The sequence below is a fragment of the Mesorhizobium sp. WSM4816 genome (assembly GCF_055811535.1).
This window is the reverse complement of record NZ_JBVVQR010000020.1, coordinates 74,430-97,947: the sequence shown is the minus strand read 5'-3', so window position 1 is coordinate 97,947 and position 23,518 is coordinate 74,430. Positions and strand designations below refer to the sequence as shown.

Here is a 23,518-nt window from a genome sequence, read left to right as displayed (position 1 = left end):
AGCGGCCGTGAAGGAAATAGCCAAGATCGAAGACGCTCAATGGTATGGCGCCGTTCCGCGTTCCATTTGGAAGCAGACGACCGCCGGATTGCTGCTGATGGCCGTCACCTTCGGCGGATTTGGCACCTGGGCATTCACGGCACCGCTCGCAGCCGCGATCGTCGCGCAAGGAAGCTTCGTGGCCACTGGGCAGAACAAGATCATCCAGCACCTCGAAGGGGGTATCATCAAGCAGCTTCTGGTTAGCGAAGGCGACCATGTCGTAACCAATCAGCCTTTGGTGCTGCTCGACGAAACGGCCGCGCGGGCAAAGGAACGGCAGTTGTTCTTCCGCCAGGCGCGCCTTGAAGCGATCGTGGCGCGCTTGACCGCCGAGGTGCACGGGGCGGAGACTATAGAGTTCCCGGCCACAATAACCGAAAATCGCGACGACCCGGAAATTGCTTCGATCGTGCATAGCCAGCGTCTCAACTTCGAGGGCTCGCGCACCAAAATGAGCAGCGAGATCCGATTGCTCGACCAGAACATCGGCGCCCTGAAGTTCCGGGCGGGCGGTTATGAGCAGTTGCTGAAAGCGGTCACGATACAGCTCGGTCTGCTACGCGAGGAGTATACCGGCAAGAAGACCCTGCTTGACCAAGGATTGATCCGCGCGACCGAGATCAAGGCGATTCAGCGCGCCATAGCAGATGCCGAAGGGCAGATGGGGCGGCTCTCAGCCGAGATATCCGAGACCGGCGCCCAGGTCGTCAAGCACGAACAGGAGATGCGGCAGACAGAAAACGCCTACCGCCAGGCGGCGCTCGACGAGCTCGAGGGCGTTGAAACCGAACTGGACAGCATCCGTGAACAGTCCCGCGAGGCGCAAAACGTGCTGCGCCGAGCGACGATCAATGCGCCGGTTTCGGGCACTGTCGTGCGGTTATTCTACCACACGTCCGGCGGCGTGATCGAGAGCGGCAAGAGCATCATGGAGATCTTGCCGGCGAATGTGCCGCTTATCATAGAAGCGCAGGTGCCTCGCACCGAGATCGACAATGTCAAGGTCGGACAAAAGGCGACGGTACGGCTGGTCGCGCTCAACGCGCGCACGACGCCGGTTCTGAACGGCGAAGTCTACTACGTCTCTGCCGACTCGCTCCCCGACGCTTCCGGTCCGACCGCAAAGGAGGTCTATTTGGCGCGCGTCAACCTGCCAGTCAGCGAACTGGCTCGCGTGCCTGGATTTGTTCCGACGCCAGGCATGCCCGCTGAAATTCTCATCCAGACGGCGGAGCGGACCTTTTTCAGCTACCTGTCCAAGCCGATCAAAGACAGCATGGCTAGGGCATTTAATGAGCGCTGACCGTAGAGGCGGGGGGTAAGTATGCAGATCGACGTCTTGACACGCCCGGAAGAACTGAACGGGCTTCGCGACAACTGGGACGACCTCTACGCCAGGGATCCCGACGCGCATTTCTTCGTCTCGTGGGACTTTCTTTCCCACTATCTTCGACGCTTCGACGGTGAATGGTTCATTTTGGCGGCACGCAAGGGGCCGCCGGGCTCTCCCTATGTCGCGCTTCTGCCGCTCCGGCTGCGCACCAGCATGAGGAAAAAAACCGGCGAAATCTACCATGATGTGTATATGGGGGGGAACCTTGCAGCCGATTATACCGGCATCCTCTGCGCGCCGGAATACGCCTACCGGGCAATCGCGGTTTTCGCCAAGCATCTGAAGACGATGCATTGGGCCAGCCTGCATCTGGAAAACCTGCGGATGTCGGAACGCAGGACAGGCTGGCTGATGGAGCAGCTTTCCGACAATCGGCTGACGATGCGTCGGATGCGGCGCGTCAACCAGGTTGACAATGTTGACAACTGCATATGCCCGGCGATCGACCTCCCGTCCTCATGGGAAGATTATCTTCTGCACAATCTCAGCGCCAACACCCGCCAAAAGATGCGGAGATTTCTCCGGAAGCTGGAGAACTCTGACGAGTTTCGCATAACGCATGCCGACGCCGCTACCATCGAGCGCGATATCGACATCCTGCTCGAGTTCTGGCGCATCAAGTGGACGCCGCGAAAGGGGAATCTCGTTCCCGGCCTGGTCAAGAGCAACCGATCGCTGTTCAGGCAAGCTTTCGAACGGGGCACGCTGTTTGTGCCTGTACTTTGGCACGGCGACCGGCCCTTGAGCGCTCTCGCGATCTTCCTCGATCCGGTCAAGAAGAGCATGCTGTTCCACATGGTCGGGCGCGACGAGACGGCCGACATGCTGCCGTCGGGACTGGTCCTGCACGGTTATTGCATCCGCCGCGCGATAGAGAACGGTTTCCGGACATATGATTTCCTGCGCGGCAACGAACCTTACAAATATTCCTTCGGCACCCACGAAACCGTCCTCAACTGCACTCTTGTGCGGACCAAAACCGGCCGGAACCTTGGCGACCAGTTGGACAGGCGATCCTTGGTCGGCGCGTTGCAGCAGGCGGCCGGCCTCCACAAGAAGGGTTGGATCATCCAGGCCGAAAACATCTATCGCCAGATCCTGAACACCGAGCCGACGCATGATCAGGCCCTGTACGGGCTCGGTCACGTTCTGGGCACCAAGGGCGATCACCGTCAGGCTGCGGAATGCTTCGGCGCGCTTGCAGCGATGTCGCCGCAATCTGTAAACGCCTGGCTTTGCCTGGGCATTGCGCAGCAGTCGCTAAACGCCCACTCCGCAGCCATCGAGTCGTTTGGGCGAGCAACGGACCTCAATCCAGGCCTCATTCTAGCGCGTTATGCCCTGGGCCGCAGCCTTCTCGCCCTGCAGCGGACGGATGAGGCGGCCCAGGCTTTCACTCTGGTCCTTGAGAATGGATCGCCCGCCCCCGCGGAAACCGCCCTGCGCGCCAAGGCCCGGCGACAATTGCAGCAGCTGAGGACAGCCAAGGCGCCCTACATTCTAAAGAAACCCGAGCGCGAGAAGCCCGTCATCCAGCCGTCATTGCCGCTGGGGCTGACGACTCTTCTCACGGTTGCGCGGCCGGCAACCGCAAGCCGCTCCACCTCTTCCGTGGCTTGACGAGGGCGTCGTTGCCTGCCTGCCGCTGCAAGTCGCTCAAACGACTCGTGCTGCCTCGTCATGAAGCCGATTGAGGCCAGCGCTGTAGCGCAGCACGGCCAACGTCGGTAAGCGCATAGACGCCGCGCTCGGCCCTAGCGAACCAGCCATAGACATTGTGAAGCAGGATATTGGCGGCGCGTGGCGAAATGGTTTTCAGATCGCGCGGGCGTTTTGGGCCGTCGACCATGGCAGCGGCGCAGGCCAGCGCGTCCTGCCGGTAAGCGGTCATGACCGGCGTACGCGAGCCGCCGCCGACTACAGGGTCGCCGCGCCGGCGCCGATGCTCGTCCACCAGGCGCGATCTTCGCCTCGGGTCTCGCCGGGGCGGCAAGGCGGCCGGACTGAGCAGCAATTCGACGTTGCCGGCGGAGCCAACCCCGAGAAGGCCGAAGCCGAGCCGCCGGCACAGCGCACGGAACCGGCGATCGTGCTCGCGGCCCTTGCCTCGACTTGACATCCTCGCCGCGAGCCAGACCTCATCGCATGACGCAGCACGGTCAACACCTTGAAGAATGAGTTCGAGGTTGAACTGCAGCTTCAATTCGCAGATGACGAGCACGGGCGGCTCGCCGTCACGCAGTCCAACAACGTCGCAGCCGCCAACCTCGCCTTTGACAGTGAAGTCCAGACTCTCAAGAAACCGCTTCACCGGCATGTAAAGAGACGTTTCCTGCATGCCGCAGGCATAGCCGATTCGTGGCTGGTTGGCACAGCATCACCGACAGGCGTTACCACCGAGGGCAAGCTATGCATCACGCAATTTGCTGGGACTTGCCCGCTCGGCGTTAAGCCCTCAGCCTCCTCGCCTCGCCTCCGCGCTTGCGCGGAACCATCATATCCCTGGCCAGCAGGCGGCTCACCCGGCAGAATGCCATGAACGCCCGGCAAGCCGCCTCGGTCTCGACCAGGTCGACGGTGGCGCCGAAGCAGGCGTTGAACGCAGCCTGATAGACTGGGCCCTGGCGGCGAACCGGCCAGCCTTGCAGGAAATCCAGCGCCTGTTCGACGCTGTATATTTCCTCGACCGGCAGGCCAGGCGCGGTCGTGATGCGCACCGGCACCTCGAATTGCAATCTGTCCATTCCTATCTCTCCAGAACGCGCAGCAACGCCACTCGCCGCAAAAAGTTGCTTTGACCAGCTTTCCGCTCAGGCTCCGCTTCTTGCCCAGAAACTTCTTGCTCACAAAATATGTCGTCAGTGCGGACGAACGGCCCGGCATGGGGCCGAACACGCACAAGATGAAGCCGCAAAGCATGAATATCGCCGGCTTGAGCCCAATCGCCGGCAGTTCGTCCTTGAACCTGGCGCCGTCCGGTGCCAAATCTGGGGGACTTTTCTCGCGGGCTCAACAGAAGCCCTTTCACCCGGCAAGACGGACACAATGGTCACCTATCTCGACGCCGCCACGGCACCGCTCAGAAACACCGGCCAGATCCGCCTCTATGGCGAAGAAGGCTTTGCCGGCATGCGCAAGGCCTGCGATCTCACCGCGCGCTGCCTCGACGAACTGGTGTCGATCGTCGCGCCGGGCGTCACCACCGAAACCATCGACCGCTTCGTCTTCGAGTTCGGCATGGATCACGGCGCATTGCCGGCGACGCTCAACTATCGCGGCTACACCAAGTCGTCCTGCACCTCGATCAACCACGTCGTCTGCCATGGCATCCCCGACAGCAAGCCGTTGAAGGACGGCGACATCGTCAACATCGATGTCACTTACATCCTCGACGGCTGGCATGGCGATTCCTCGCGCATGTATCCGGTGGGCACGATCAAGCGCGCCGCCGAGCGCCTGCTCGAGGTCACGCATGAATGCCTGATGCGCGGCATCGCCGCGATCAGGCCCGGCGCCCGCACCGGCGCCATCGGCGCCGCCATCCAGACCTATGCCGAAGCCGAGCGCTGCTCGGTGGTGCGCGATTTCTGCGGCCACGGCGTCGGCCAGCTCTTTCACGATGCGCCGAACATCCTGCACTATGGCAGCGCCAGCGAGGGCGTCGAGATGCGGCCGGGCATGATCTTCACCGTCGAACCGATGATCAATCTCGGCCGGCCGCACGTAAAAGTGCTGTCGGATGGCTGGACGGCGGTGACACGCGACCGCTCGCTGTCGGCGCAGTACGAGCACACGATCGGCGTCACCGAGACCGGATGCGAGATTTTCACGCTGTCGCCAAAAAACCTCGACCGCCGCGGCCTGCCAGCATAGTGTTTGCGCGAGGGCCGGATCTTTCCGGTCAAGAAAATGCAGGCGGCCTATGGGAAAGACCAGCGACGATGACGAACGGATCTTCTTTCCCGAAACACCGATAAAACCGCTCGCGAAAGCCAATTCGGTCGATAAGTCGCCCGAAAAGCCGCACTATCTCGGCCATCGCGACCGCTTGCGCCAACGGTTTGCGGCCGGTTCCGACGCCCTCCCCGACTACGAATTGCTGGAGCTCTTGCTGTTTCGCCTGATCCCCCGCGCCGACACCAAGCCCGTCGCCAAGGCATTGCTGGCACGCTTCGGCACGCTGGCCGAGGTGCTTGGCGCCCCCGTCGCACGGCTTGAGGAGGTCAGCGGTATCGGTCCGGCAGTGGCACTCGATCTGAAGATCGTTGCCGCGGCCGCCCAACGCGCGGCGCGTAGCGAGATCAAGGGCCGCGAGGTCCTGTCGTCCTGGACGCAGGTTCTCGGATACTGCCGGTCGGTCATGGCCTTCGAGGAGCGCGAGCAGTTCCGTATCCTGTTTCTCGACAAGAAGAACGCGCTGATCGCCGACGAGGTGCAGCAGGTCGGCACCGTCGACCACACGCCGGTCTATCCGCGCGAAGTGGTCAAGCGGGCGCTCGAACTCTCCGCCACCGCGATCATTCTGGCGCATAATCATCCGTCAGGCGACCCGACGCCGTCGCGCGCCGACATCGAGATGACCAAGCTGGTCATCGAGACGGCCAAACCGCTCGGCATCGCCGTCCACGATCACATCATCATCGGCAAGAAGGGTCATGCCAGCATGAAGGGCCTGCTGCTGATCTGACGCCCTGTTTGGACAAGCATCGGCCCCAAAGCGTCCGGTCTCGAGTCATGACACGCCAGGCAGCGACGGGCGTGCCGCGAGAACGCGGCCTCCGACCGCAACGACGAGCGCGACGATGATCAGTATTGCCGCGACTGCAAACGTGATCCGCATACCGGTCGCGACGGCGTCGGGCCGCGCCGTTGCGATGTCGATGGCCTCTGAGGCGAATGCGAACACAGCGCCCATGACGGATGCGCCGGTGATGAGCCCGAGATTGCGCGACAAATTGAGCAAGCCGGAAATGACGCCCCGCTGGTCCGGGCGGATATCCGACATGACAGCGGTGTTGTTTGCCGTTTGAAACAGCGCATAGCCAGATGTGATGACGGCGATCGGGGCGATGTAGCCAGGGATGCCCGATATTGCCGGCATCACGGATAGAATGAAGCAACCGGCGGCTATCGCGATAAGCCCAATGATGGTCATGCGCCCAGCGCCAAAACGGTCGGCTATGCGACCAGCCGGCACACCTGTCAGCGCGGCGACAAGCGGACCGACCGACATGACGATGCCAACAACAGCGGCGTCGAGCCCGAGCGCACGAGACAGATAGAACGGCCCGACCACCAATGTCGCCATCATCACCGTCGCCACGAGCGCGCTCATGGCGAGGCTCGCGCTCAACGTCGTATTGCCGAAAGCGGCCAATCGGATCAAAGGCGACGCCACTCTCGCCTCGACAAGCACAAACAAACCGGCCGCGAAGACTGCAGCCACGAATAGAGCCAGGTTGAGCTGACCAAAACTGCCACGCCCGATCGTCATCGCGAGCGCATAGGCGCCAAGCGTCAGGGCAAGCAGCAGCGTGCCGACAACGTCGAAGCCGGCCCGATCCGTCTTCGGCTCCCGGCGATCAGCCGGCAGATAGCGGTAGGCGAGACAAAATGCCAGCAAGCCCAGTGGCACGTTGACGAGGAAGATCGCCCGCCAACCGGCTCCGGCAATCAGCAGACCGCCGAGCGAGGGACCGAGAGCGGTGCCGATCGCCGACATCGTTCCGAGCAGCCCCATGGCGCTGCCGGTCCTTGCCTTCGGCACCGTCTCACCGACAAAAGCCATGGTCAGGGTCATCATGATGGCCGCCGCCAAGCCCTGGGCCGCCCGGGCTGCAATCAGCAGCCAGAGCGTCGGCGCAACGCCACACAGGACCGAGGCCACCGTAAACAGGAACAGCCCGGCCAGCAGCAGCCGCCGGCGACCGGTGATGTCACCCAGTCGCCCGACGCTGACGATCAGGGTGGTGATGGCGAGGAGGTAAGCCAGCACGATCCACTGGACCTCCTGGAACGAGGCGTCGAACGCCTGCGTCAACGTCGGCAAGGCGACATTGGCGATGCTGATGCCGAGCGAGGACAGCAACATCGATAGCGAAAGGCTGGCGAGCGCCCAGCGAACCGCAGGTGCCCGTTCTGGATTTTCGGCGACTGCCCGTCCTGCATCGATTGGCTTCAACATGAACTCCGTTTTCTGGCGCGACTCCCGAAACGGAGCTGGCAGACAGGTAGTCCTTTGCTGGAGATGGCGGAAGGCGCATCATTTGCACGTAATCATTGCGTTTGACGACATGTCAGATCGTTCCGGCCATGCTACGATCATCATATGTCGCATCCCGACCTCAATCTGCTTGTCACGCTTGACGTGTTGTTGACGGAAGGCAGCGTGGCGCGCGCCGCCAGAAGGCTGCGGCTGAGCCCGTCGGCGATGAGCCGGGCGCTGGCGCGATTGCGTGAGACGACGGGCGATCCGCTGCTGGTCAGGGCCGGACGCGGCCTCGTTCCGACACCTCGGGCCCTCGAGCTCCGCGAGCGCGTCGGTCAGCTTGTGCAGAACGCCGAAGCCGTTTTGCGTCCTGTCGAGATGCTCGACCTGAAACGGCTTGAGCGGACCTTCACGCTTAGAAACAGGGATGGCTTTGTCGAGAATTTCGGGCCGGATCTCATTGCGCGCGTCGGCGAACAAGCACCGGGCGTGCGGCTGCGTTTTGTGCTGAAGCCGGACAAGGACAGCACGCCTCTGCGCGACGGTAGCGTAGACCTGGAAACCGGCGTTGTCGGAAAGGCCACGGGACCGGAGATGCGCGCGCAAGCGCTGTTCCGTGATCGTTTCGTCGGCGTCGTGCGGATGGGACATCCATTGTGCGAGGTCACGATGACCCCTGCCCGCTACGCAGCCGGCCGGCACATCCTCATCTCCCGTCGCGGACTCGACAGGGGACCGATCGACGATGCCCTTGCGCCGATAGGGTTGAAACGGGAGATCGTGACGGTCGTCAGCGGCTTTTCGGAAGCTCTGGCTCTGGCGCGTGCCTCAGACCTGATCGCCAGCGTTCCCGAACGCTATACGGGAAACCTGCGCGATGGAATGTTCTGGTTCCCTCTGCCGGTTCCCCTGCCGGAAATCGCGGTCTCACTTTTGTGGCACCCGCGGCTGGATGCCGATCCGGCGCACCGGTGGCTGCGCGGCTGCGTTCGAGACGTTTGCACCGGAAAAGCCCACTGGATCTCTTAAAGCGTAGCGGTCAAGGGAGCGTTGCTGATTCGATCACAGCAACTCTATGTTGCAGGTGCCGGCGATTCCGACCGACCGCCTCGCTGAACCCGGTTAGGTCGAAAACGGCCTCGCCTCGCCCCGACAGCAGCCGAATCGCCAGGACAGCAGGAGCCGGTCTGGCGGAAACCAATCGCCTGATCTCGTCGGCACAATCCCGAACCAGCCTCCTCCCCCGCGAGCCGGCGGCCTTTCACGATCCGGCAGGACGCCGTGTTGTTCGGTGCCCCGGCAGGTTTTTTCTTCGCCGCAGCCTTCTTCTTCTTGGGTTCTTCCACATCATCGCCATTGCGTTTTCGTCTGACGGGAAGACCGCACTAGAATTTCGACCGGAAATCGAGCTATGATGCATTTGGCATTTCCTGGGACGGCTTCGCGCCCTTGGAATGCCGGGAGGAACGGGATATGGCCATAGCGCTTGTACTCGTTTTGGTAGTTGTGGGCTCAGTGTTGTTCCACTTCCTGAGCCCATGGTGGTGGACGCCGATTGCCTCTAATTGGGACTATATCGACAACACCATCATCATCACCTTCTGGATCACCGGCGTCGTCTTCGCCGCCGTCGTCCTATTCATGGCTTATTGCGTCTTCCGCTTCCGTCACCGGGAGGGCAACCAGGCTGCATACGAACCCGAGAACAAGCGGCTCGAATGGTGGCTGACGATCGTCACCGCAATCGGCGTCACCGCCATGCTGGTTCCCGGCCTGTTCGTCTGGAACCAGTTCGTCAGCGTCCCAAGCGACGCAACCGAGGTCGAAGTCGTCGGCCAGCAATGGCAGTGGAGTTTCCGCTTGCCCGGCAAGGACGGCAAGCTCGGCACGTCCGACACCCGCAACGTCAGCCCTGAAAATCCTCTCGGCGTAGACTCCAGTGACGCCAACGGCCAGGACGATGTCGTCGTCGAAGCCGCCGATCTGCATCTGCCGGTCGGCAAGCCGGTCAAGATGCTGCTCCGCTCGATCGATGTGCTGCACGATTTCTACGTGCCGGAATTCCGCGCCAAGATGGACATGATCCCGGGCTCGGTCACCTATTTCTGGTTCACCCCGACCAAGACCGGAACTTTTCAGGTCCTGTGTGCCGAGCTTTGTGGCCAGGGGCACCCGTTGATGAATGGCGTGGTGATGGTCGACACGCCGGAAGACTATCTGGCGTGGCTCGGCGAACAGCAGACTTTTGCGCAATTGTCGGCCCCCCAGCAGGTGGGCTCGGCAGAGTAGACGCCGGCAAAGACGGCGATTTGGGTTGAAATTGCGGCACGGCTCGAAACTGTCGAGCCTGGCCGAAAAGGACACGGAGGTGTTCCTATATGGTCGATGTCACACCTGCAGATGGGGTACCGCCGGCCGAAGTCGCGGAGATGGAACTCTACCATCCGCATAGCTGGTGGACGAAGTACGTCTTTTCGCAGGACGCCAAGGTCATCGCCATCCAGTATTCGGCGACGGCGACGGCAATCGGCATGGTGGCGCTGGTGCTGTCCTGGATGATGCGGCTGCAGCTCGGCTTCCCCGGCACCTTCGACTTCATCACCCCGGAAGCCTACTACCAGTTCATCACCATGCACGGCATGATCATGGTGATCTACCTGCTCACGGCACTGTTCCTGGGCGGATTCGGCAACTACCTGATCCCGCTGATGGTCGGCGCGCGCGACATGGTCTTTCCCTATGTCAACATGCTGAGCTACTGGATCTACCTGCTCGCCGTGCTGGTTTTGGTGTCGAGCTTCTTTGCGCCCGGCGGACCGACCGGCGCCGGCTGGACGCTCTACCCGCCGCAGGCGATCATGACCGGCACACCAGGCGGCCAGGACTGGGGCATCATCCTGATGCTCGTCTCGCTGATCCTGTTCATCATCGGCTTCACCATGGGCGGCTTGAACTACGTCGTGACGGTGCTGCAGGCCCGCACACGCGGCATGACGCTGATGCGCCTGCCGCTGACCGTCTGGGGTATCTTCACCGCGACAGTCATGGCGCTGCTCGCCTTCCCGGCGCTGTTTGTCGCCTGCGTGATGATGCTGTTCGACCGTGCGCTCGGCACCAGCTTCTTCATGCCGGCCATCGTCGAGATGGGCGAACAACTGCAGCACGGCGGCGGCAGCCCGATCCTGTTCCAGCATCTGTTCTGGTTCTTCGGCCACCCCGAGGTCTACATCGTGGCGCTGCCGGCCTTCGGCATCGTGTCCGACCTGATCAGCACCCATGCGCGCAAGAACATCTTCGGCTACCGGATGATGGTCTGGGCCATCGTCGGCATCGGCGCGCTGAGCTTCGTGGTCTGGGCGCACCACATGTATGTCAGCGGCATGCATCCCTATTTCGGCTTCTTCTTCGCCACCACGACATTGATCATTGCCGTCCCGACCGCGATCAAGGTCTACAATTGGGTGCTGACATTGTGGCGCGGCGACATCCACCTCACCGTGCCGATGCTTTTTGCCCTGGCCTTCATCGTCACCTTCGTCAATGGCGGGCTGACCGGACTGTTTCTCGGCAACGTCGTCGTCGACGTTCCGCTATCGGACACGATGTTCGTCGTTGCCCATTTCCATATGGTCATGGGCGTTGCCCCGATCCTCGTGATCTTGGGGGCGATCTATCACTGGTACCCGAAGGTCACTGGCCGGATGCTGAACGAGGCCATGGGCCAGTTCCATTTCTGGGTCACCTTCCTCGGGGCCTATCTGATTTTCTTTCCCATGCACTACATCGGCCTGATGGGCGTGCCGCGCCGCTACAACGAACTGACCGCCACGACGGTGATGACCGAGTCGGCCCACGATCTGAACGCGTTCATCAGCATCATGGCGTTCCTCGTCGGCTTTGCCCAAATCGTGTTCCTGTTCAATCTGATCTGGAGCATCCGCCATGGCCGCGAGGCCGGCGGCAATCCATGGCGCGCCACGACGCTCGAATGGCAGACGTCGGAAACACCGCCCGCCCATGGCAATTTCGGCAAGGAACTGCCGATCGTCTATCGCTGGGCCTATGACTACAGCGTCCCGGGCGCCAAGGAGGACTTTATCCCGCAAAACATGCCGGGCTCCTTCGGATCCTCCAGGGAGCCGGCATGAGCGTCATTCTGGTCTTCCTCCTCGTCATCGTCGGCTTTGTCGGATGGTGGCTCTCCCATCAGCGGCTGATGGCCAAGCCATGGCTCGAGCAAGGTTTGATCGGGGACATTATAGGCCCGGAAGGATCGGCGCTGCCGACCGCCAAGATCGGCCTCGGCGTCTTCCTCGCCGTCGTCGGCTGCCTGTTTGCGCTTTTCACCAGCGCCTACTTCATGCGCATGGCGCTGTCCGACTGGCAGGCGCTGCCGCTGCCGCGCGTGCTCTGGTTCAACACCGGCGTGCTGGTCCTGAGCAGCATCGCGCTGCAATGCGCCTCGGTCGCTGCGCGCCGGGGCGAGATCGACGCGGTCAGGCTCGGCCTCGTCACGGCTGGGCTCACCGCGCTTGCCTTCCTGGTCGGACAGCTTGCGGCCTGGCGGGAACTGACCGCCGACGGCTACTTGCTGACCGCCAATCCGGCCAACAGTTTTTTCTACCTGATAACCGGGATGCATGGGCTGCACATACTGGGCGGGCTGGTGGGCCTGGGCAGAACAACTGCCGGCGCCTGGAACGGAGCACGGCCGGAGCGGCTTCGCCTCAGCGTCGAACTGTGCGCCATGTACTGGCATTTCCTGCTTTTCGTCTGGCTCGCCATTTTTGCACTTCTGGCCGGCTGGGCCGCGACTTTTATCGAAATTTGCCGACAGCTGCTGACCTAGGAGGGCCGGACGGATGGCAGACACGACAGTGACGCATACCAGCCAAGCACAGGCGCGGCCGGCTGGCTTGCAAGGCGTCGCCGCCGACTGGTCCTCGGATCAGCGCGCGTTCAAGAACGTGTCCTGGGGCAAGGCCATGATGTGGATCTTCCTGCTCAGCGACACCTTCGTCTTCGGCTGCTTCCTGCTCTCCTACATGACCGCGCGCATGTCCACCCGAGTGCCGTGGCCCAATCCGAGCGAGGTCTTTGCCCTTCATATCGGCGGCTCGAATATTCCACTGATCCTTATCGCCATCATGACCTTCGTGCTGATCTCGAGCAGCGGAACGATGGCCATGGCGGTGAATTTCGGCTACCGCCACGACCGCCGCAAGACGGCGATCCTGATGCTTTTGACCGCAGCGCTCGGCGCAACCTTCGTCGGCATGCAGGCCTTCGAATGGACCAAGCTGATCTCCGAGGGGGTACGGCCCTGGGGCAATCCGTGGGGTGCGGCGCAGTTCGGGTCATCCTTCTTCATGATCACCGGCTTTCACGGCACCCATGTGACGTTCGGGGTGATCTTCCTGATCATCGTGGCGCGAAAGGTCTGGCGCGGAGATTACGAAACCGGCCGGCCCGGGTTCTTCACCAGCCGCAGGGGCAGCTACGAGCACGTCGAGATCATGGGACTCTACTGGCATTTCGTCGACCTGGTCTGGGTGTTCATTTTCGCATTCTTCTATCTTTGGTGAGAGGCAGACATGGCTTTGGTGAGAGGCAGATATGGCTGAAGCAACCGCAAACGGTCTGGGGCAACATACGCTGCACGGAACGCAAGCGCATGATGCGGCAGCAGCAGGCATTGCCCCTGCGGAGGTCCATCAGGAGCACCCGATCAGGCTCTATCTGGTGGTCTGGGCATGGCTGTTCATCCTCAGCGCCTGCTCCTATCTGGTCGACTATGTCGGCCTCCACGGCTATCTCAGATGGTCGCTGATCCTGATCTTCATGATGCTCAAGGCCGGGCTGATCGTCGCGGTCTTCATGCACATGGCCTGGGAGCGGCTGGCGCTGACCTATGCGATCATATTGCCGCCGATCCTGGTGCTGGTGTTCGTGGCAATGATGGTCTTCGAATCGGAGTACACGCTTCTCACCCGGATGCTGTTTTTTGGGGCCGAGCCCTGACGCGCAATCCGGGTTCGGGCAGCATTTCCCGTCGAGGGCCGGAGGGGCTGTTCACGGCCCGCTCTGCGTTGCCTTGAAACGGTCGACAGCTGGCCCATTTTTGTCACCACCGGAAAACGACAGAAGGAGAACGATTTTCGTCGGTTCTCCGTCGTGAACTCCAGGAAGGGAGGCTCAAGATGACGATCGCAAACAGATTGAAGGACTTTATCGACGAGAAAGGAATTTCCTACGATACCGTCGAGCACCACCGCACGTCGACAAGCAGGCAGTCCGCCTTAGCGGCACATGTGCCCGGCAGCATAATGGCCAAATCGGTGGTGGTTCACCACGACGGTGGCTATGCGCTGGCCGTGGTCCCGAGCACGCACAGGATCGAGCTCGGCACATTGCAGGACGTCATGCACCAGCGCATTGGGCTCGCCTCCGAGGACGAGGTGGTTTCGCTCTTCGAGGATTGCGACACCGGCGCCATCCCGCCGATCGGCGCGGCCTACGATGTGCCGGTGATTGTCGATGAAAGCCTCGGCAATGCCGGCGATATCTATTTCGAGGGTGGCGACCACAGGACGCTCGTGCATGTCAGCGGCAAGGATTTCCGCAACCTGACCAGCGACGCACAGCAAGCCCGCTTTAGCTACCCGGCTTACTAAAACGCTCTTGCCAACCTGCCGCAGCGGCCTCTCGCCGGTGCGGCAGGGCAGGATTTTTTCAGTCCGCCGGTCTGGTGGAGGCCGGCGATTCCACGACTTTCCGATAGACGTGCCAGGTGGCGTGACCGAGGATCGGCAGCACCACCGCCAGCCCCGCGAACACCGGCAGCGAGCCTATGATCAGGGCGACGGCGACAATCAGGCCCCAGACAGCCATCACGATCGGGTTCGCCAGGACCACCCGCACCGAGGTATGGATGGCTTCGTAGGCGCCGACGTCGCGGTCGAGCAACAACGGGAACGCGACGACCGTGGTGCACAACACGACCGCGGCGAAGACGAAGCCGATCGCGTGGCCAACGATAATCAGCGTCCAGCCGCGCCCGGTGGCGAATATTTCACTGATGAAGCTGGACAGTGATTCCGGCGGGGCTGGACCGAACACCTGCTGATAAAATATCTGCGCGGTCAACAGCCAGGCGACGAAGATCGCAAGCAGCATGATCCCGACCGCCGCGATGGCCGGCAGCGCTGGAGAATTCCTGACCTCGAAAGCGTGGTTCCATGAGGCGTCGAGCCCGGCCTCCCGCCTCCGGCTGATCTCATACAGGCCGAGCGCCGCGAACGGGCCGATCAGCGCAAAACCAGACACCAGCGGAAACAACAGCGGCAACGTGTTGTTGCCCGACGTCCAGACAGCGAGCACGACGCCGACAAGTGGATAAATCAGGCAGAGGAAAACGATGTGCGACGGTTTGACCATGAAATCGTCGACGCCACGCTTGAGCGCGTCGAAAAGGTCGGAAACGCCTATCTTTCGAATTCTGGTGTGCTCCAGCGTCTCGCTGGCGCCTGCAATCACGTGAAAACTTGCCATGACCATTCCTCCAGACCAGGTCCAGTAAAGGTCGCGATTTCACGGTGCTGTCGTTCAGCGTGACTGGCCACGCAAAACCGCGACCTGCACCATGATCAACATACGCTCTTGCGTGGGATTTGTCGCGGCCCTTTGTCTGCGGGGACGGCTCCGGTGATCCCGCTAGCTCTAACGGCCTTTCTTCGCTAGTCTCAAAGCTGGGTTGAAGGGGTGAAGGTCATGGATGGAAAGACCGTTCTTATACTCGGCCTTGGCATAGTTATTCTGCTGGTGCTGGGATTCTGCGCAGTGCCAACGTGAGGTTTGAGCAGGTTCGGGCGCACCTCGTTCAGCAATCGCCGATTCTCAACCCGGCAAACAATCCGAGAACATCGGGATTCAATGCAGCCATGACGCAGGTCATGCCGTCAATTTCCAGCTGACATGACGACACGCATTGCAACGGTATCGGCAAGCAGCACGGCAAAGATCGCGAAAAGATAGAGAATCGAATAGGCAAACAGCGCCTTTGCGCGTTTCATCTCCCGTCCTTCAGCCCACCTTTTGTCGACCAGAAGCTTCCAGGCATGCCAGATGAAACCCGCGCCCAATGCGGCCGAAACAATCCCGTACAATCCGCTCGCGAATCCGACAGCCCAAGGCAGCACGCCGATTGGTGCCAGGATCAGCGAATAGACGAAGATTTGCTTTCTGGTCGAAGCCTGGCCGGCCACGTTCGGCATCATCGGAATGCCGGCCGCAGCATAGTCGCCGATCTTGAACAGCGCGAGCGCCCAGAAATGCGGCGGCGTCCAGAGGAAAATGATCAGAAACAGGACGAGACTTTCAACCCCGACGGCGCCGGTGGCGGCCGCCCACCCGATGACCGGAGGAAGCGCGCCCGCGGCGCCACCTATGACGATGTTCTGCGGCGTCGAGCGTTTCAGCCACATCGTGTAGATGACGACGTAGAAGAAGATGGTGAAGGCCAGCAGCGATGCGGCGAGCCACCCCACCAGCACGCCGAGCGTCATGATCGAAAGTACGGAAAGCACCATGCCGAAGCCGAGCGCTTCGCCTGGCGTGACCCGGCCTGACGGGACCGGCCGCTTTGAGGTGCGCGACATCAACGCGTCAATATCGGCATCGTACCACATGTTGAGTGCCCCGGCCGCTCCCGCTCCAACCGCAATTGCACCGATTGCAATCACGGCGATGACCGGGTTCATCGCCCCGGGCGCCACCATCAGGCCGACGAAAGCGGTAAAGACAGCAAGCGCCATGACGCGTGGTTTCAGAAGCGCGAAGAAATCACTGACCGTCGCTTCAGAGATCTGGATACCGGTATCCTTGAGGCCGCTTTCCCGAGCCGACATTTCAGGCGACCACCGATGGGGGCAGGCAATTTGGCCCGCCCATCGGCCGACGGAAGAACCGGGTTACTTCCTGGTGGAAGAACCGGGTCATTTGGAGAATTGCTTCAGATAGGCGATGACGTTGGCGAGATCCTCGTCCTTCTTGAGGCCGGGAAACGCCATTTTCCCACCTTTGATCATGGCCTTGGGATCGCGAAGATAATTCGTCAGCGTAGCGTCGTCCCATTTGACGCCGGATTTACCCGCCTCGGTCATGGCTTTGGAATACTTGAAGCCCGGATGCGTGCCGGCGGTCCGGCCGATGACGCCGCTCAGCGACGGACCGACCTTGTTCTGGTCCTTGTCAACGACGTGACAAACCTTGCATTTGGCGAAGACCTTCTCACCCGCGGCGGCATCCTGTGCCTGCGATTGGTTTGTAATAAACGTCGCAACGGAGATGGCGGCGAAAAACGCGATTGCACGCATGGCATTTTCCTCCCCGATCGCCAAATCTGCCTTGGACGATCTGCGCCTGCCGACCACTTTCGCCGTCATGCGCCCCTTGCACGACAGAGCGGAATATCCGCGTCTCCCGCATGGAATTGCGGCATCTACATACCACAGAATCCGGCCGGCAGATAGAAGAAGTCGACCCGCGGGATCGCGGCAGAGGCGACGAGGCAGGCAGATCGGCGTCGAGCGCAATCGGAACGCATACCGGGTAATGGCGTTAGACCAGCTACGGTTAAACATCTGGAATATCAAAAGATCAGAGAAGTGTATGAACGACAGGAGCGACCTGGAGGTGCGCCACGGCACCCGCACGATCGACGGCGACACCGTCTTTTACAGACAAGCAGGTCCTGAAACCGCGCCGGTGTTGCTGCTTCCGCATGGCTATCCCTGCTCATCCTTCCAATATCGCCGGCTGATGCCGGCGCTCGCCGATCGGTGGCGGACGGTCGCGCCGGATTTCCCCGGCTTTGGCTACAGTGGCGATCCGGCACGGTTCGGTTATGATTTTGATGCCTATGCAACGTTCCTGGAGCGGTTCACCGACGCGCTGGAGCTCGACAGCTACGCGTTATGGCTGCACGACTACGGCTCGCAGATCGGCCTGCGCCACGCCATAGCGCACCCATCGCGGATCAGGGCCCTGATCATCCAGAATGGCGACATCTACGCCGATGCTCTTGGCCCGAAATACGAAACGATCCGGCGCTTCTGGCGTGATCCTTCGCCAGCCAACCGTGCACCGCTCGAACAGGCGGTGAGCGAAGACGGCTTTCGCGCCGAGTTCGTAGGCGAAGTCGATGACGACGTCGCTCGACGTGTCCCGCCCGATCTGTGGAAGTTGCATTGGCCGCTGATGGATACGCCTGTGCGCCGTGCGCTTTCAGTCGGACTGATGGAGAAGCTCAAGGCTAATCTCGACTGGTTCCCTCGTTACCAGGTATACCTGCGCGAGCGGCGGCCACCGGCAATGATCCTCTGGGGACCGAAGGACGAATACATGCCCGAGCCGGCAGCGCGCGCCTATCTGCGCGATCTCCCTGAGGCCGAGCTGCATTTGCTGAACGAAGCAGGGCACTGGCTGCTGGAGACCCATTTCGAGGTCGCCCTGCCACTGGTGCGACGGTTTCTGGGCAAGGTCCTGCATTAATCGCCCGCACAACACCGCAGCGGATTCCGCCATTGCTGACCACCCATCGAGAGGAGCGCACTCCATGATCGACAACGCCACAATCGCCCGGATCTGGCGGGGAACGACACGCCGTGATCTGGCGGACGCCTACGAGCCATACCTACGCCGCGAAGGCATTCCGCCGCTTCAGGAGAAGGCACTCGGCGTATAGTTATTTCGCGAAGATCGCGAAGAAGAGACGGAGTTCGTGACGATCTCGTACTGGCCTGACGTCGATGCCATGGCGAGCTTCACCGGCGGCGACCCGCACAAGATCCACCACCTGCCCCGCGACCAAGAGTTTCTCGTTGAGCTGCCCAAGCGAGTAACGGTGATGCGTATCCTCGTCAGCCAATTGCCTCACGAGTAATGCGGCGCGGCGAAAAAAAGGCCGCCTCGAGGGCGGCCTTTCAAATCCAGCAGATGTTGTGCTATTCGGCGTCCTTGGCAGCTTTCTTCTTCGGCGCGGCCTTCTTCTTGGGCTCTTCCGCATCGTCGGCCTTGTTGGCGTCGGCCTTCTTCGCTGCGGCTTTCTTGGCCGGCTTCGCCTTGGCCGTCTCGCTGTCCTCGTCGTCGGCCATCAGCTCTTCCTTGCTGACCTTGACGTCGGTGACCGAAATCTGGCTGAGCAGATGGTCGACCACCTTCTCCTCGAACAGCGGCGCGCGCAACGTGTTCAGCGCTTCGGGATTGCTGCGGTAGAATTCGAAGGCTTCCTGCTGCTGGTTGGCCGGATAGCGGCGCACCTGCTCGAGCAGGCCGCGCTGCAATTCCTCGTCCGACACGGTGACGCCGGCCTTCTCGCCGATTTCGGCGAGAACCAGGCCGAGACGCACACGGCGCTCGGCAAGCCGCATATATTCGGCGCGCGCCTCTTCTTCCGTCGTCTCCTCGTCAGCGAAGGTGCGGCCGGCGGCTTCCAAATCGCGGTTGACCTGGTTCCAGATGTTGTTGAACTCGGCCTCGACAAGCTTCGACGGCGCCTCGAACGAGTAGGCGGCATCGAGCTGGTCGAGCAGCTGGCGCTTGATCTTCTGGCGCGTCATCGAGCCGAACTGGTTCTCGATCTGGCCGCGCACCACCTCACGCAGGCGCTCCAGCGACTCCAGGCCGAGATTCTTGGCCATTTCGTCGTTGATCTCCAACGCACCGGGCTGGGACACTTCCTTGACGGTGACGTCGAAGGTGGCTTCCTTGCCGGCAAGATGCGCCGCCTGGTAGTTCTCCGGGAACGTGACCGTGACCTGCCTCTCGTCGCCGGCCTTGCTGCCGATGAGCTGATCCTCAAAGCCGGGAATGAATTCCTTGGAGCCGAGCACCAGCGGCTGGTCGGTGCCGGCGCCGCCGCTGAAGGCTTCGCCATCGATCTTGCCGACATAGTCGATCGTCACGCGGTCGCCCTCGGCGGCCTTGCCGGTCTTCGGTTCGTAGGTGCGCGCCGATTCGGCGACACGCTTGACCTGCTCGTCGATTTCCGAATCCGGCACGTCGAACACCTGACGCGTCACCTTGATGTCGGAGAAATCCTTGATCTCGATCGGCGGAATGATCTCGTAGTTCAGGCGGAACTCGAAGTCGGCGCCGCCGGCCAGGATCTTCTCGGCCTCCTTCTCGTCCTCGGTCATGATCACTTCGGGCTGCATGGCAGCCTTTTCGCCACGGCCGGTAATGATCGAACGGGTCGAATCGTTGAGGATCTCGTTGACCACTTCGGCCATGAACGACTTGCCATAGACCTTGCGCAGGTGCTGCACCGGCACCTTGCCGGGGCGAAAGCCGTTGATGCGGACCTTGCTCCTGGCATCTGAAAGCCGCGCCATCAGCTTGGCTTCCATGTCACCGGCCGGCACGGTGATCTTGATCTCGCGCTTGAGACCGGAGTTGAGCGTTTCGGTAACCTGCATCATAGAACCTTCGTTTCCGCAGCCAAACGGCTCTTGCCGTTTACAGCCTGCCGGTATGATCTTGCCGGGAATGGCGTTTGGTGCGGGACTTGGCGATCTGTCCACTCAACGCGGCTCAAAATCGTCCAGAAACACGCTCCAAAATGTGAATAAGTCTTTGTTTTTCCGACTTCTTATCACATTCTGCAGAAGTGGATCGTCGCATCCCGTCACATTCGACACGCCTTTTGTCACAGGCGCGGCCGATTTTCAACCATCTTCGCGTCTACAGCGCCGCGCGTCATCTTGGAGGCGCACAGGAAGCTGGAGCACCTTGATTTTGGCGCATGATCCCCAAAAATACGATTTTTCGTTTTTCGGGATCATGCGCCGGCGAACGGCCGCTATTTTGACCGCGACTGGATCTTAGGCACCACTCCGACTTGGCTCCCGCTGGTGTAGCTACCCCGAAGTCGTCATCCGCTCAGCACAGCGGTCCTGACGCAGAGAAGCCCGCCACCTTCCGAGTGGCGGGCCGGCCGCGAGGCCGGGAGAGTGTTGTCAAGCCTGTACGGCCGATGCGACACTCCCGTTTGCGCAACAGTCTTCTCAGCGGCGTGCGATCAGCAAGCAAAGCTCAGCAGGTCGCGATCGTATGTGCCGCCGCTCCCGAGCACATCCACGCAGCGCTTCTTCATCCGTATCAACTGGCTGCTGGACATCTGCGCGACCACGCTCACGCCAGGAGTCCCGGGTGTTCCAGGAGTCGCGTCCCGGCCGCCGACGAGTTCGTTTGCGCCGCCGTCGCCTACTGTGGACAGAAAGTCCGCGCCGTGGCCCCGAACGCCAACGCGAGGCCCAAAAACCTCGAAAATCTAAGTGTTGAACTTGTGACATGGGTTGTGACATAGACATGTCACGGTGAACGAAGCCAGCGGGTATGGCGGAATTGGTAGACGCACCAGATTTAGGTTCTGGCGTGAGAACGTGGGGGTTCGAGTCCCTCTACCCGCACCACTGCTCCCTCGAGCAGTGGACTAAGGTTCCAGTACCGGAAGGCGTTGGGGGCCGCGGTCGCGCTTTCCCAATTCTAATCCGGGCCAATTCTAATAGAGCGCTTCCTCGAACAGCGTCTTGTCGCCGTCCATCAGCGCCTTGATCTGCGCGGCGCCATCGGTTGCGATTGCGACGCGGACGCCGAACGGCCGCACCCGCATATCGTTCTGGATCGCCATCCCCTCGCCTTCCGGCAGATAGAAGCGCTCGATGCCGTAATTCGGCGCGATCGTCGTGGCTGCGCTGAGATCCCACCCTTCTGACACATGCCCGACGATATCGACTTCATCGGATGCTGCCGGTGCCGGCGCTTGCCCGAACCAGGCCGTGGTCGCGCCCCAATAGCCGTCGGAGCCCCGTCTCAGCCTGACCACGATCGGCGTATCGTCGCTCGTCAGCTTGCCGGTCGGAATGTTGGCGATCAGCTTCACCGGCAGGCGCGAAATATCATAGCTGAGTATAATGTAGTCGCCGCGCAGCAGATCGCGCGGGTCGATCGGTTCCACCCTCAGCAGCACCTGCTTGCCGTCGCGCAGGATCGCCGCCCGGCCGGCGATGATCCAGCTCAGGAAGCCGATCTGGACGAGTGTCAGCACCAGCGCTGAAATGATCAGTTTTTTGCCGGTCATCATGCCGCTGCTCCTTCTACGCTCGGGAGCCTCATGCGCTTCTCCACGCGGAGGATGACAAGGGCAAGCAGGCCAAGAAGCACAGCGGCTGCAAGGAAGAAGCCTGCCGTGTCGAGCATCGACTGCAGCATCACCACATAGATGATGGCGAGTTCGAAGGCGAAGCCGGCATAGGCAACCCAGCGCAAGCCCCTGCTCTCGCGGCCGCCCAGCACGATTGCCGCGACAATGCCGGCAAGCGCAATGGCCGAGGCAATGCCAAAGCCGCTGTTATTGCTTTCACTGGCCAGTTCGAACTGGATCATCGCCAGGCCGGTGAGAAACCCGATCAGCGCGTGCAAGGGCAGACGGCCGCCAAGCTGCAATATCCGGTCGACGGGCTCGGCAGCGAGGATCGCAGCCGCGAAAAGCAGCGCCGACACGACAATGAGCGGGACGGCGACCTGCAGCGTTTCGTATTCCGTAAACAACAGCACGAGATAGAAGATGACCGACAGGACGATCAGATGCCGCGCCGCCTGGCTGCGGGTCCAGAACGAAATGGCGAACAACACGATCGCCATGGCGACGAAGAGGTGCGGAAATTCCGTGCGCCTGAAATAATCGAACCCTCTCAGGAACAGCCACGCGTCGGCAATGCCGACAGAAGCGACGGTCAGCGGGTTCGAGCGCAGCGCAACTGCCGCCAGGGCGGTGCCCGCGCCCCAGGTGATCAAGGCCGACGCTTCGTCGCCTGACAAATGATACATCTGGCCGATCAGCGCGATCGATCCGCCAAATGCCGCCACGGCGACGATCCAGAGTGCCTCGCCGATTGCAGCATGGTCGCGTGTCTTCAGAACGGCGCCGCCGACATAGCCGGCGAAGATGATGGCGAAGAGGGCTGCCACCCGCGCCAGCCGCGGGATGGCTTCCCAGTTGGCGGCGACGAAGATCAGGACGGCCGCACCAAAAAGCAACGCCGCCATCATCGCCAGGATCGAGCCGAAGCTCAGCGATTTGCGCTCATTGGCCTCGACGTCGCGCGTCAGCGCGTCGGCCGTCGAGGCGTCGATCAGGCCAGCCTGCAGCCATCGTGCGATATCGGCCCTGACCCGCGACGAATAGCTCGCCATGCCTTTCTCCTCCAGCTTGGTCGTCTCTTCAACCGACCCGGACAAACCGTTGACGCTACGGCATTTTCCGATTCGGGCCTATCTATATCGAAGACGGGAACTGCCGGCGATTGTGCATTGCACAATTTGCATTGCTGCCATGCACCAATAGCGCTTTTAAATCGATATGACCCGACCTATCTTCAGGGCGTACACAAAGACGGAATGATCCGGAAGAAAGACGAAACGAGAATACCATGAACCTGATCCGCAACTACCGCAACTGGCGCCGCTACCGGGACACCGTTTCCGAGCTGAGCCGCCTGAGCAACCGCGAACTGACCGACCTCGGCATCAGCCGCAGCGACATCCACTACGTCGCCCGCAAGGCGGTCTAATCCTCTTCGGACCGCAAATGGTCCGAACCAGTTTGACTTGAAAAGAGAACGACAATGAACCTGATCCGCAACTATCGTAACTGGCGCGTTTATCGCTCGACCGTTACCGAGCTGGGTCGCCTTTCGAACCGCCAGCTGCATGATCTCGGCATTGTCCGCGAAGAGATCAAGAGCATCGCCCGCAAGGCGATCTAGTCAGAATTTCGCCAGGGTCGACCTCCTCCCCGACCCTGACGGATACGG

At 61.4% G+C, this 23,518-nt stretch carries 25 protein-coding genes and 1 tRNA gene; 17 read left to right on the top strand and 9 right to left on the bottom strand.

The annotated features are described in order from the left end of the window. The first annotated feature begins 7 nt into the window (after positions 1 to 7). Positions 8 to 1,345, top strand: a complete 1,338-nt coding sequence (locus AC0L3H_RS20855) for an HlyD family type I secretion periplasmic adaptor subunit (protein ID WP_473490345.1) — start codon at positions 8 to 10, stop codon at positions 1,343 to 1,345. Between the two features lie 21 nt (positions 1,346 to 1,366). Continuing rightward, positions 1,367 to 3,055: a GNAT family N-acetyltransferase gene (locus AC0L3H_RS20850; RefSeq protein WP_473586746.1), complete on the top strand. Its 1,689-nt coding sequence runs from the start codon at positions 1,367 to 1,369 to the stop codon at positions 3,053 to 3,055. Between the two features lie 58 nt (positions 3,056 to 3,113). On the opposite strand, the gene AC0L3H_RS20845 is transcribed toward AC0L3H_RS20850, so the two are convergent. Both AC0L3H_RS20845 and AC0L3H_RS20840 read right to left on the bottom strand, forming a co-directional pair. Further along, positions 3,114 to 3,773, bottom strand: a complete 660-nt coding sequence (locus AC0L3H_RS20845; RefSeq protein WP_236388755.1) for a DUF2161 domain-containing phosphodiesterase — start codon at positions 3,771 to 3,773, stop codon at positions 3,114 to 3,116. A 109-nt stretch (positions 3,774 to 3,882) separates the two neighbouring features. Then, positions 3,883 to 4,179 (bottom strand): DUF982 domain-containing protein, encoded by a 297-nt coding sequence (locus AC0L3H_RS20840; protein ID WP_473586745.1) that lies wholly within the window; start codon positions 4,177 to 4,179, stop codon positions 3,883 to 3,885. Positions 4,180 to 4,480: 301 nt separating this feature from the next. Between AC0L3H_RS20840 and map the strand changes: the two genes are divergently transcribed. Continuing rightward, a complete protein-coding gene (gene map / locus AC0L3H_RS20835) occupies positions 4,481 to 5,308 on the top strand; it encodes a type I methionyl aminopeptidase (RefSeq protein ID WP_473586744.1) in 828 nt (275 codons plus the stop codon). Positions 5,309 to 5,357: 49 nt separating this feature from the next. Continuing rightward, positions 5,358 to 6,122 (top strand): RadC family protein, encoded by a 765-nt coding sequence (gene radC / locus AC0L3H_RS20830; RefSeq protein WP_023802539.1) that lies wholly within the window; start codon positions 5,358 to 5,360, stop codon positions 6,120 to 6,122. Between the two features lie 45 nt (positions 6,123 to 6,167). Here radC and AC0L3H_RS20825 read toward each other — a convergent pair whose 3' ends face one another. Further along, positions 6,168 to 7,616: an MFS transporter gene (locus AC0L3H_RS20825; RefSeq protein WP_473586751.1), complete on the bottom strand. Its 1,449-nt coding sequence runs from the start codon at positions 7,614 to 7,616 to the stop codon at positions 6,168 to 6,170. Between the two features lie 147 nt (positions 7,617 to 7,763). Between AC0L3H_RS20825 and AC0L3H_RS20820 the strand changes: the two genes are divergently transcribed. From AC0L3H_RS20820 to AC0L3H_RS20790, 7 genes are all read left to right on the top strand, one after another. Next, complete coding sequence (locus tag AC0L3H_RS20820) at positions 7,764 to 8,672, top strand: LysR family transcriptional regulator (RefSeq protein ID WP_473586743.1); 909 nt, start codon at positions 7,764 to 7,766, stop codon at positions 8,670 to 8,672. Positions 8,673 to 9,116: 444 nt separating this feature from the next. Further along, the gene (gene coxB, locus AC0L3H_RS20815) at positions 9,117 to 9,932 is read left to right on the top strand and encodes a cytochrome c oxidase subunit II (RefSeq protein ID WP_473512692.1); all 816 of its coding nucleotides are present in this window, start codon (positions 9,117 to 9,119) and stop codon (positions 9,930 to 9,932) included. A gap of 89 nt (positions 9,933 to 10,021) precedes the next feature. Then, positions 10,022 to 11,791, top strand: a complete 1,770-nt coding sequence (gene ctaD / locus AC0L3H_RS20810; RefSeq protein WP_023802544.1) for a cytochrome c oxidase subunit I — start codon at positions 10,022 to 10,024, stop codon at positions 11,789 to 11,791. Then, positions 11,788 to 12,492 carry a cytochrome c oxidase subunit 3 gene (locus tag AC0L3H_RS20805; protein ID WP_287240594.1) on the top strand — a complete coding sequence of 235 codons (705 nt, stop codon included), beginning with the start codon at positions 11,788 to 11,790 and terminating at the stop codon, positions 12,490 to 12,492. Before ctaD ends, AC0L3H_RS20805 begins: the two co-directional genes overlap by 4 nt. Positions 12,493 to 12,505: 13 nt before the next feature. Further along, on the top strand, positions 12,506 to 13,228 hold the full coding sequence (locus tag AC0L3H_RS20800) for a heme-copper oxidase subunit III family protein (protein WP_473586742.1): 723 nt from the start codon (positions 12,506 to 12,508) through the stop codon (positions 13,226 to 13,228). 31 nt (positions 13,229 to 13,259) lie between these two features. Further along, positions 13,260 to 13,664: a cytochrome C oxidase subunit IV family protein gene (locus tag AC0L3H_RS20795; protein ID WP_023802547.1), complete on the top strand. Its 405-nt coding sequence runs from the start codon at positions 13,260 to 13,262 to the stop codon at positions 13,662 to 13,664. A gap of 179 nt (positions 13,665 to 13,843) precedes the next feature. Next, on the top strand, positions 13,844 to 14,317 hold the full coding sequence (locus tag AC0L3H_RS20790; protein WP_023802548.1) for an aminoacyl-tRNA deacylase: 474 nt from the start codon (positions 13,844 to 13,846) through the stop codon (positions 14,315 to 14,317). Between the two features lie 58 nt (positions 14,318 to 14,375). Here AC0L3H_RS20790 and AC0L3H_RS20785 read toward each other — a convergent pair whose 3' ends face one another. The 3 genes from AC0L3H_RS20785 to AC0L3H_RS20775 all read right to left on the bottom strand — a co-directional run bounded on the left by AC0L3H_RS20785 (position 14,376) and on the right by AC0L3H_RS20775 (position 17,017). Then, positions 14,376 to 15,194 (bottom strand): DUF2189 domain-containing protein, encoded by an 819-nt coding sequence (locus tag AC0L3H_RS20785; RefSeq protein ID WP_473586741.1) that lies wholly within the window; start codon positions 15,192 to 15,194, stop codon positions 14,376 to 14,378. 407 nt (positions 15,195 to 15,601) lie between these two features. Further along, entirely contained in the window at positions 15,602 to 16,549 is a 948-nt protein-coding gene (locus AC0L3H_RS20780) for a heme o synthase (RefSeq protein ID WP_473586740.1), read from the bottom strand. 87 nt (positions 16,550 to 16,636) lie between these two features. Next, entirely contained in the window at positions 16,637 to 17,017 is a 381-nt protein-coding gene (locus AC0L3H_RS20775) for a c-type cytochrome (RefSeq protein ID WP_419693537.1), read from the bottom strand. A 295-nt stretch (positions 17,018 to 17,312) separates the two neighbouring features. Between AC0L3H_RS20775 and AC0L3H_RS20770 the strand changes: the two genes are divergently transcribed. The 3 genes from AC0L3H_RS20770 (at position 17,313) to AC0L3H_RS20760 (ending at position 18,585) form a co-directional block, all read left to right on the top strand. Then, the gene (locus tag AC0L3H_RS20770; RefSeq protein ID WP_473586739.1) at positions 17,313 to 18,194 is read left to right on the top strand and encodes an alpha/beta fold hydrolase; all 882 of its coding nucleotides are present in this window, start codon (positions 17,313 to 17,315) and stop codon (positions 18,192 to 18,194) included. A gap of 64 nt (positions 18,195 to 18,258) precedes the next feature. Beyond that, positions 18,259 to 18,387, top strand: coding sequence for a hypothetical protein (locus tag AC0L3H_RS20765; protein WP_473586738.1), 129 nt, complete (start codon positions 18,259 to 18,261; stop codon positions 18,385 to 18,387). 36 nt (positions 18,388 to 18,423) lie between these two features. Beyond that, on the top strand, positions 18,424 to 18,585 hold the full coding sequence (locus tag AC0L3H_RS20760) for a hypothetical protein (RefSeq protein ID WP_473586737.1): 162 nt from the start codon (positions 18,424 to 18,426) through the stop codon (positions 18,583 to 18,585). A 61-nt stretch (positions 18,586 to 18,646) separates the two neighbouring features. Here the strand turns inward: AC0L3H_RS20760 and tig are convergent, their stop codons facing one another. Next, positions 18,647 to 20,119, bottom strand: coding sequence for a trigger factor (tig, locus tag AC0L3H_RS20755; RefSeq protein ID WP_091597207.1), 1,473 nt, complete (start codon positions 20,117 to 20,119; stop codon positions 18,647 to 18,649). A gap of 913 nt (positions 20,120 to 21,032) precedes the next feature. Between tig and AC0L3H_RS20750 the strand changes: the two genes are divergently transcribed. Next, positions 21,033 to 21,115: transfer RNA gene (locus AC0L3H_RS20750), tRNA-Leu, on the top strand. A gap of 89 nt (positions 21,116 to 21,204) precedes the next feature. Here AC0L3H_RS20750 and AC0L3H_RS20745 read toward each other — a convergent pair. Together AC0L3H_RS20745 and AC0L3H_RS20740 are read right to left on the bottom strand one after the other, a co-directional pair. After that, complete coding sequence (locus AC0L3H_RS20745; protein ID WP_473490357.1) at positions 21,205 to 21,786, bottom strand: GDYXXLXY domain-containing protein; 582 nt, start codon at positions 21,784 to 21,786, stop codon at positions 21,205 to 21,207. Beyond that, the gene (locus AC0L3H_RS20740; RefSeq protein WP_473586736.1) at positions 21,783 to 22,898 is read right to left on the bottom strand and encodes a DUF2157 domain-containing protein; all 1,116 of its coding nucleotides are present in this window, start codon (positions 22,896 to 22,898) and stop codon (positions 21,783 to 21,785) included. Before AC0L3H_RS20740 ends, AC0L3H_RS20745 begins: the two co-directional genes overlap by 4 nt. A 236-nt stretch (positions 22,899 to 23,134) precedes the next feature. Between AC0L3H_RS20740 and AC0L3H_RS20735 the strand changes: the two genes are divergently transcribed. Both AC0L3H_RS20735 and AC0L3H_RS20730 read left to right on the top strand, forming a co-directional pair. Further along, entirely contained in the window at positions 23,135 to 23,275 is a 141-nt protein-coding gene (locus AC0L3H_RS20735; protein WP_006335194.1) for a DUF1127 domain-containing protein, read from the top strand. Positions 23,276 to 23,329: 54 nt separating this feature from the next. Further along, on the top strand, positions 23,330 to 23,470 hold the full coding sequence (locus AC0L3H_RS20730; protein ID WP_023802557.1) for a DUF1127 domain-containing protein: 141 nt from the start codon (positions 23,330 to 23,332) through the stop codon (positions 23,468 to 23,470). The last annotated feature ends 48 nt before the right edge of the window (positions 23,471 to 23,518 follow it).

Coding starts and splice junctions, on each gene's coding strand:
- AC0L3H_RS20850 (WP_473586746.1), top strand. CDS start 1,367: ATGCAGATCGACGTCTTGACACGCCCGGAAGAACTGAACGGGCTTCGC.
- AC0L3H_RS20845 (WP_236388755.1), bottom strand. CDS start 3,773: ATGCAGGAAACGTCTCTTTACATGCCGGTGAAGCGGTTTCTTGAGAGT.
- AC0L3H_RS20840 (WP_473586745.1), bottom strand. CDS start 4,179: ATGGACAGATTGCAATTCGAGGTGCCGGTGCGCATCACGACCGCGCCT.
- map (WP_473586744.1), top strand. CDS start 4,481: ATGGTCACCTATCTCGACGCCGCCACGGCACCGCTCAGAAACACCGGC.
- radC (WP_023802539.1), top strand. CDS start 5,358: ATGGGAAAGACCAGCGACGATGACGAACGGATCTTCTTTCCCGAAACA.
- AC0L3H_RS20820 (WP_473586743.1), top strand. CDS start 7,764: ATGTCGCATCCCGACCTCAATCTGCTTGTCACGCTTGACGTGTTGTTG.
- coxB (WP_473512692.1), top strand. CDS start 9,117: ATGGCCATAGCGCTTGTACTCGTTTTGGTAGTTGTGGGCTCAGTGTTG.
- ctaD (WP_023802544.1), top strand. CDS start 10,022: ATGGTCGATGTCACACCTGCAGATGGGGTACCGCCGGCCGAAGTCGCG.
- AC0L3H_RS20805 (WP_287240594.1), top strand. CDS start 11,788: ATGAGCGTCATTCTGGTCTTCCTCCTCGTCATCGTCGGCTTTGTCGGA.
- AC0L3H_RS20800 (WP_473586742.1), top strand. CDS start 12,506: ATGGCAGACACGACAGTGACGCATACCAGCCAAGCACAGGCGCGGCCG.
- AC0L3H_RS20795 (WP_023802547.1), top strand. CDS start 13,260: ATGGCTGAAGCAACCGCAAACGGTCTGGGGCAACATACGCTGCACGGA.
- AC0L3H_RS20790 (WP_023802548.1), top strand. CDS start 13,844: ATGACGATCGCAAACAGATTGAAGGACTTTATCGACGAGAAAGGAATT.
- AC0L3H_RS20785 (WP_473586741.1), bottom strand. CDS start 15,194: ATGGCAAGTTTTCACGTGATTGCAGGCGCCAGCGAGACGCTGGAGCAC.
- AC0L3H_RS20780 (WP_473586740.1), bottom strand. CDS start 16,549: ATGTCGGCTCGGGAAAGCGGCCTCAAGGATACCGGTATCCAGATCTCT.
- AC0L3H_RS20775 (WP_419693537.1), bottom strand. CDS start 17,017: ATGCGTGCAATCGCGTTTTTCGCCGCCATCTCCGTTGCGACGTTTATT.
- AC0L3H_RS20770 (WP_473586739.1), top strand. CDS start 17,313: ATGAACGACAGGAGCGACCTGGAGGTGCGCCACGGCACCCGCACGATC.
- AC0L3H_RS20765 (WP_473586738.1), top strand. CDS start 18,259: ATGATCGACAACGCCACAATCGCCCGGATCTGGCGGGGAACGACACGC.
- tig (WP_091597207.1), bottom strand. CDS start 20,119: ATGCAGGTTACCGAAACGCTCAACTCCGGTCTCAAGCGCGAGATCAAG.
- AC0L3H_RS20745 (WP_473490357.1), bottom strand. CDS start 21,786: ATGATGACCGGCAAAAAACTGATCATTTCAGCGCTGGTGCTGACACTC.
- AC0L3H_RS20740 (WP_473586736.1), bottom strand. CDS start 22,898: ATGGCGAGCTATTCGTCGCGGGTCAGGGCCGATATCGCACGATGGCTG.
- AC0L3H_RS20735 (WP_006335194.1), top strand. CDS start 23,135: ATGAACCTGATCCGCAACTACCGCAACTGGCGCCGCTACCGGGACACC.
- AC0L3H_RS20730 (WP_023802557.1), top strand. CDS start 23,330: ATGAACCTGATCCGCAACTATCGTAACTGGCGCGTTTATCGCTCGACC.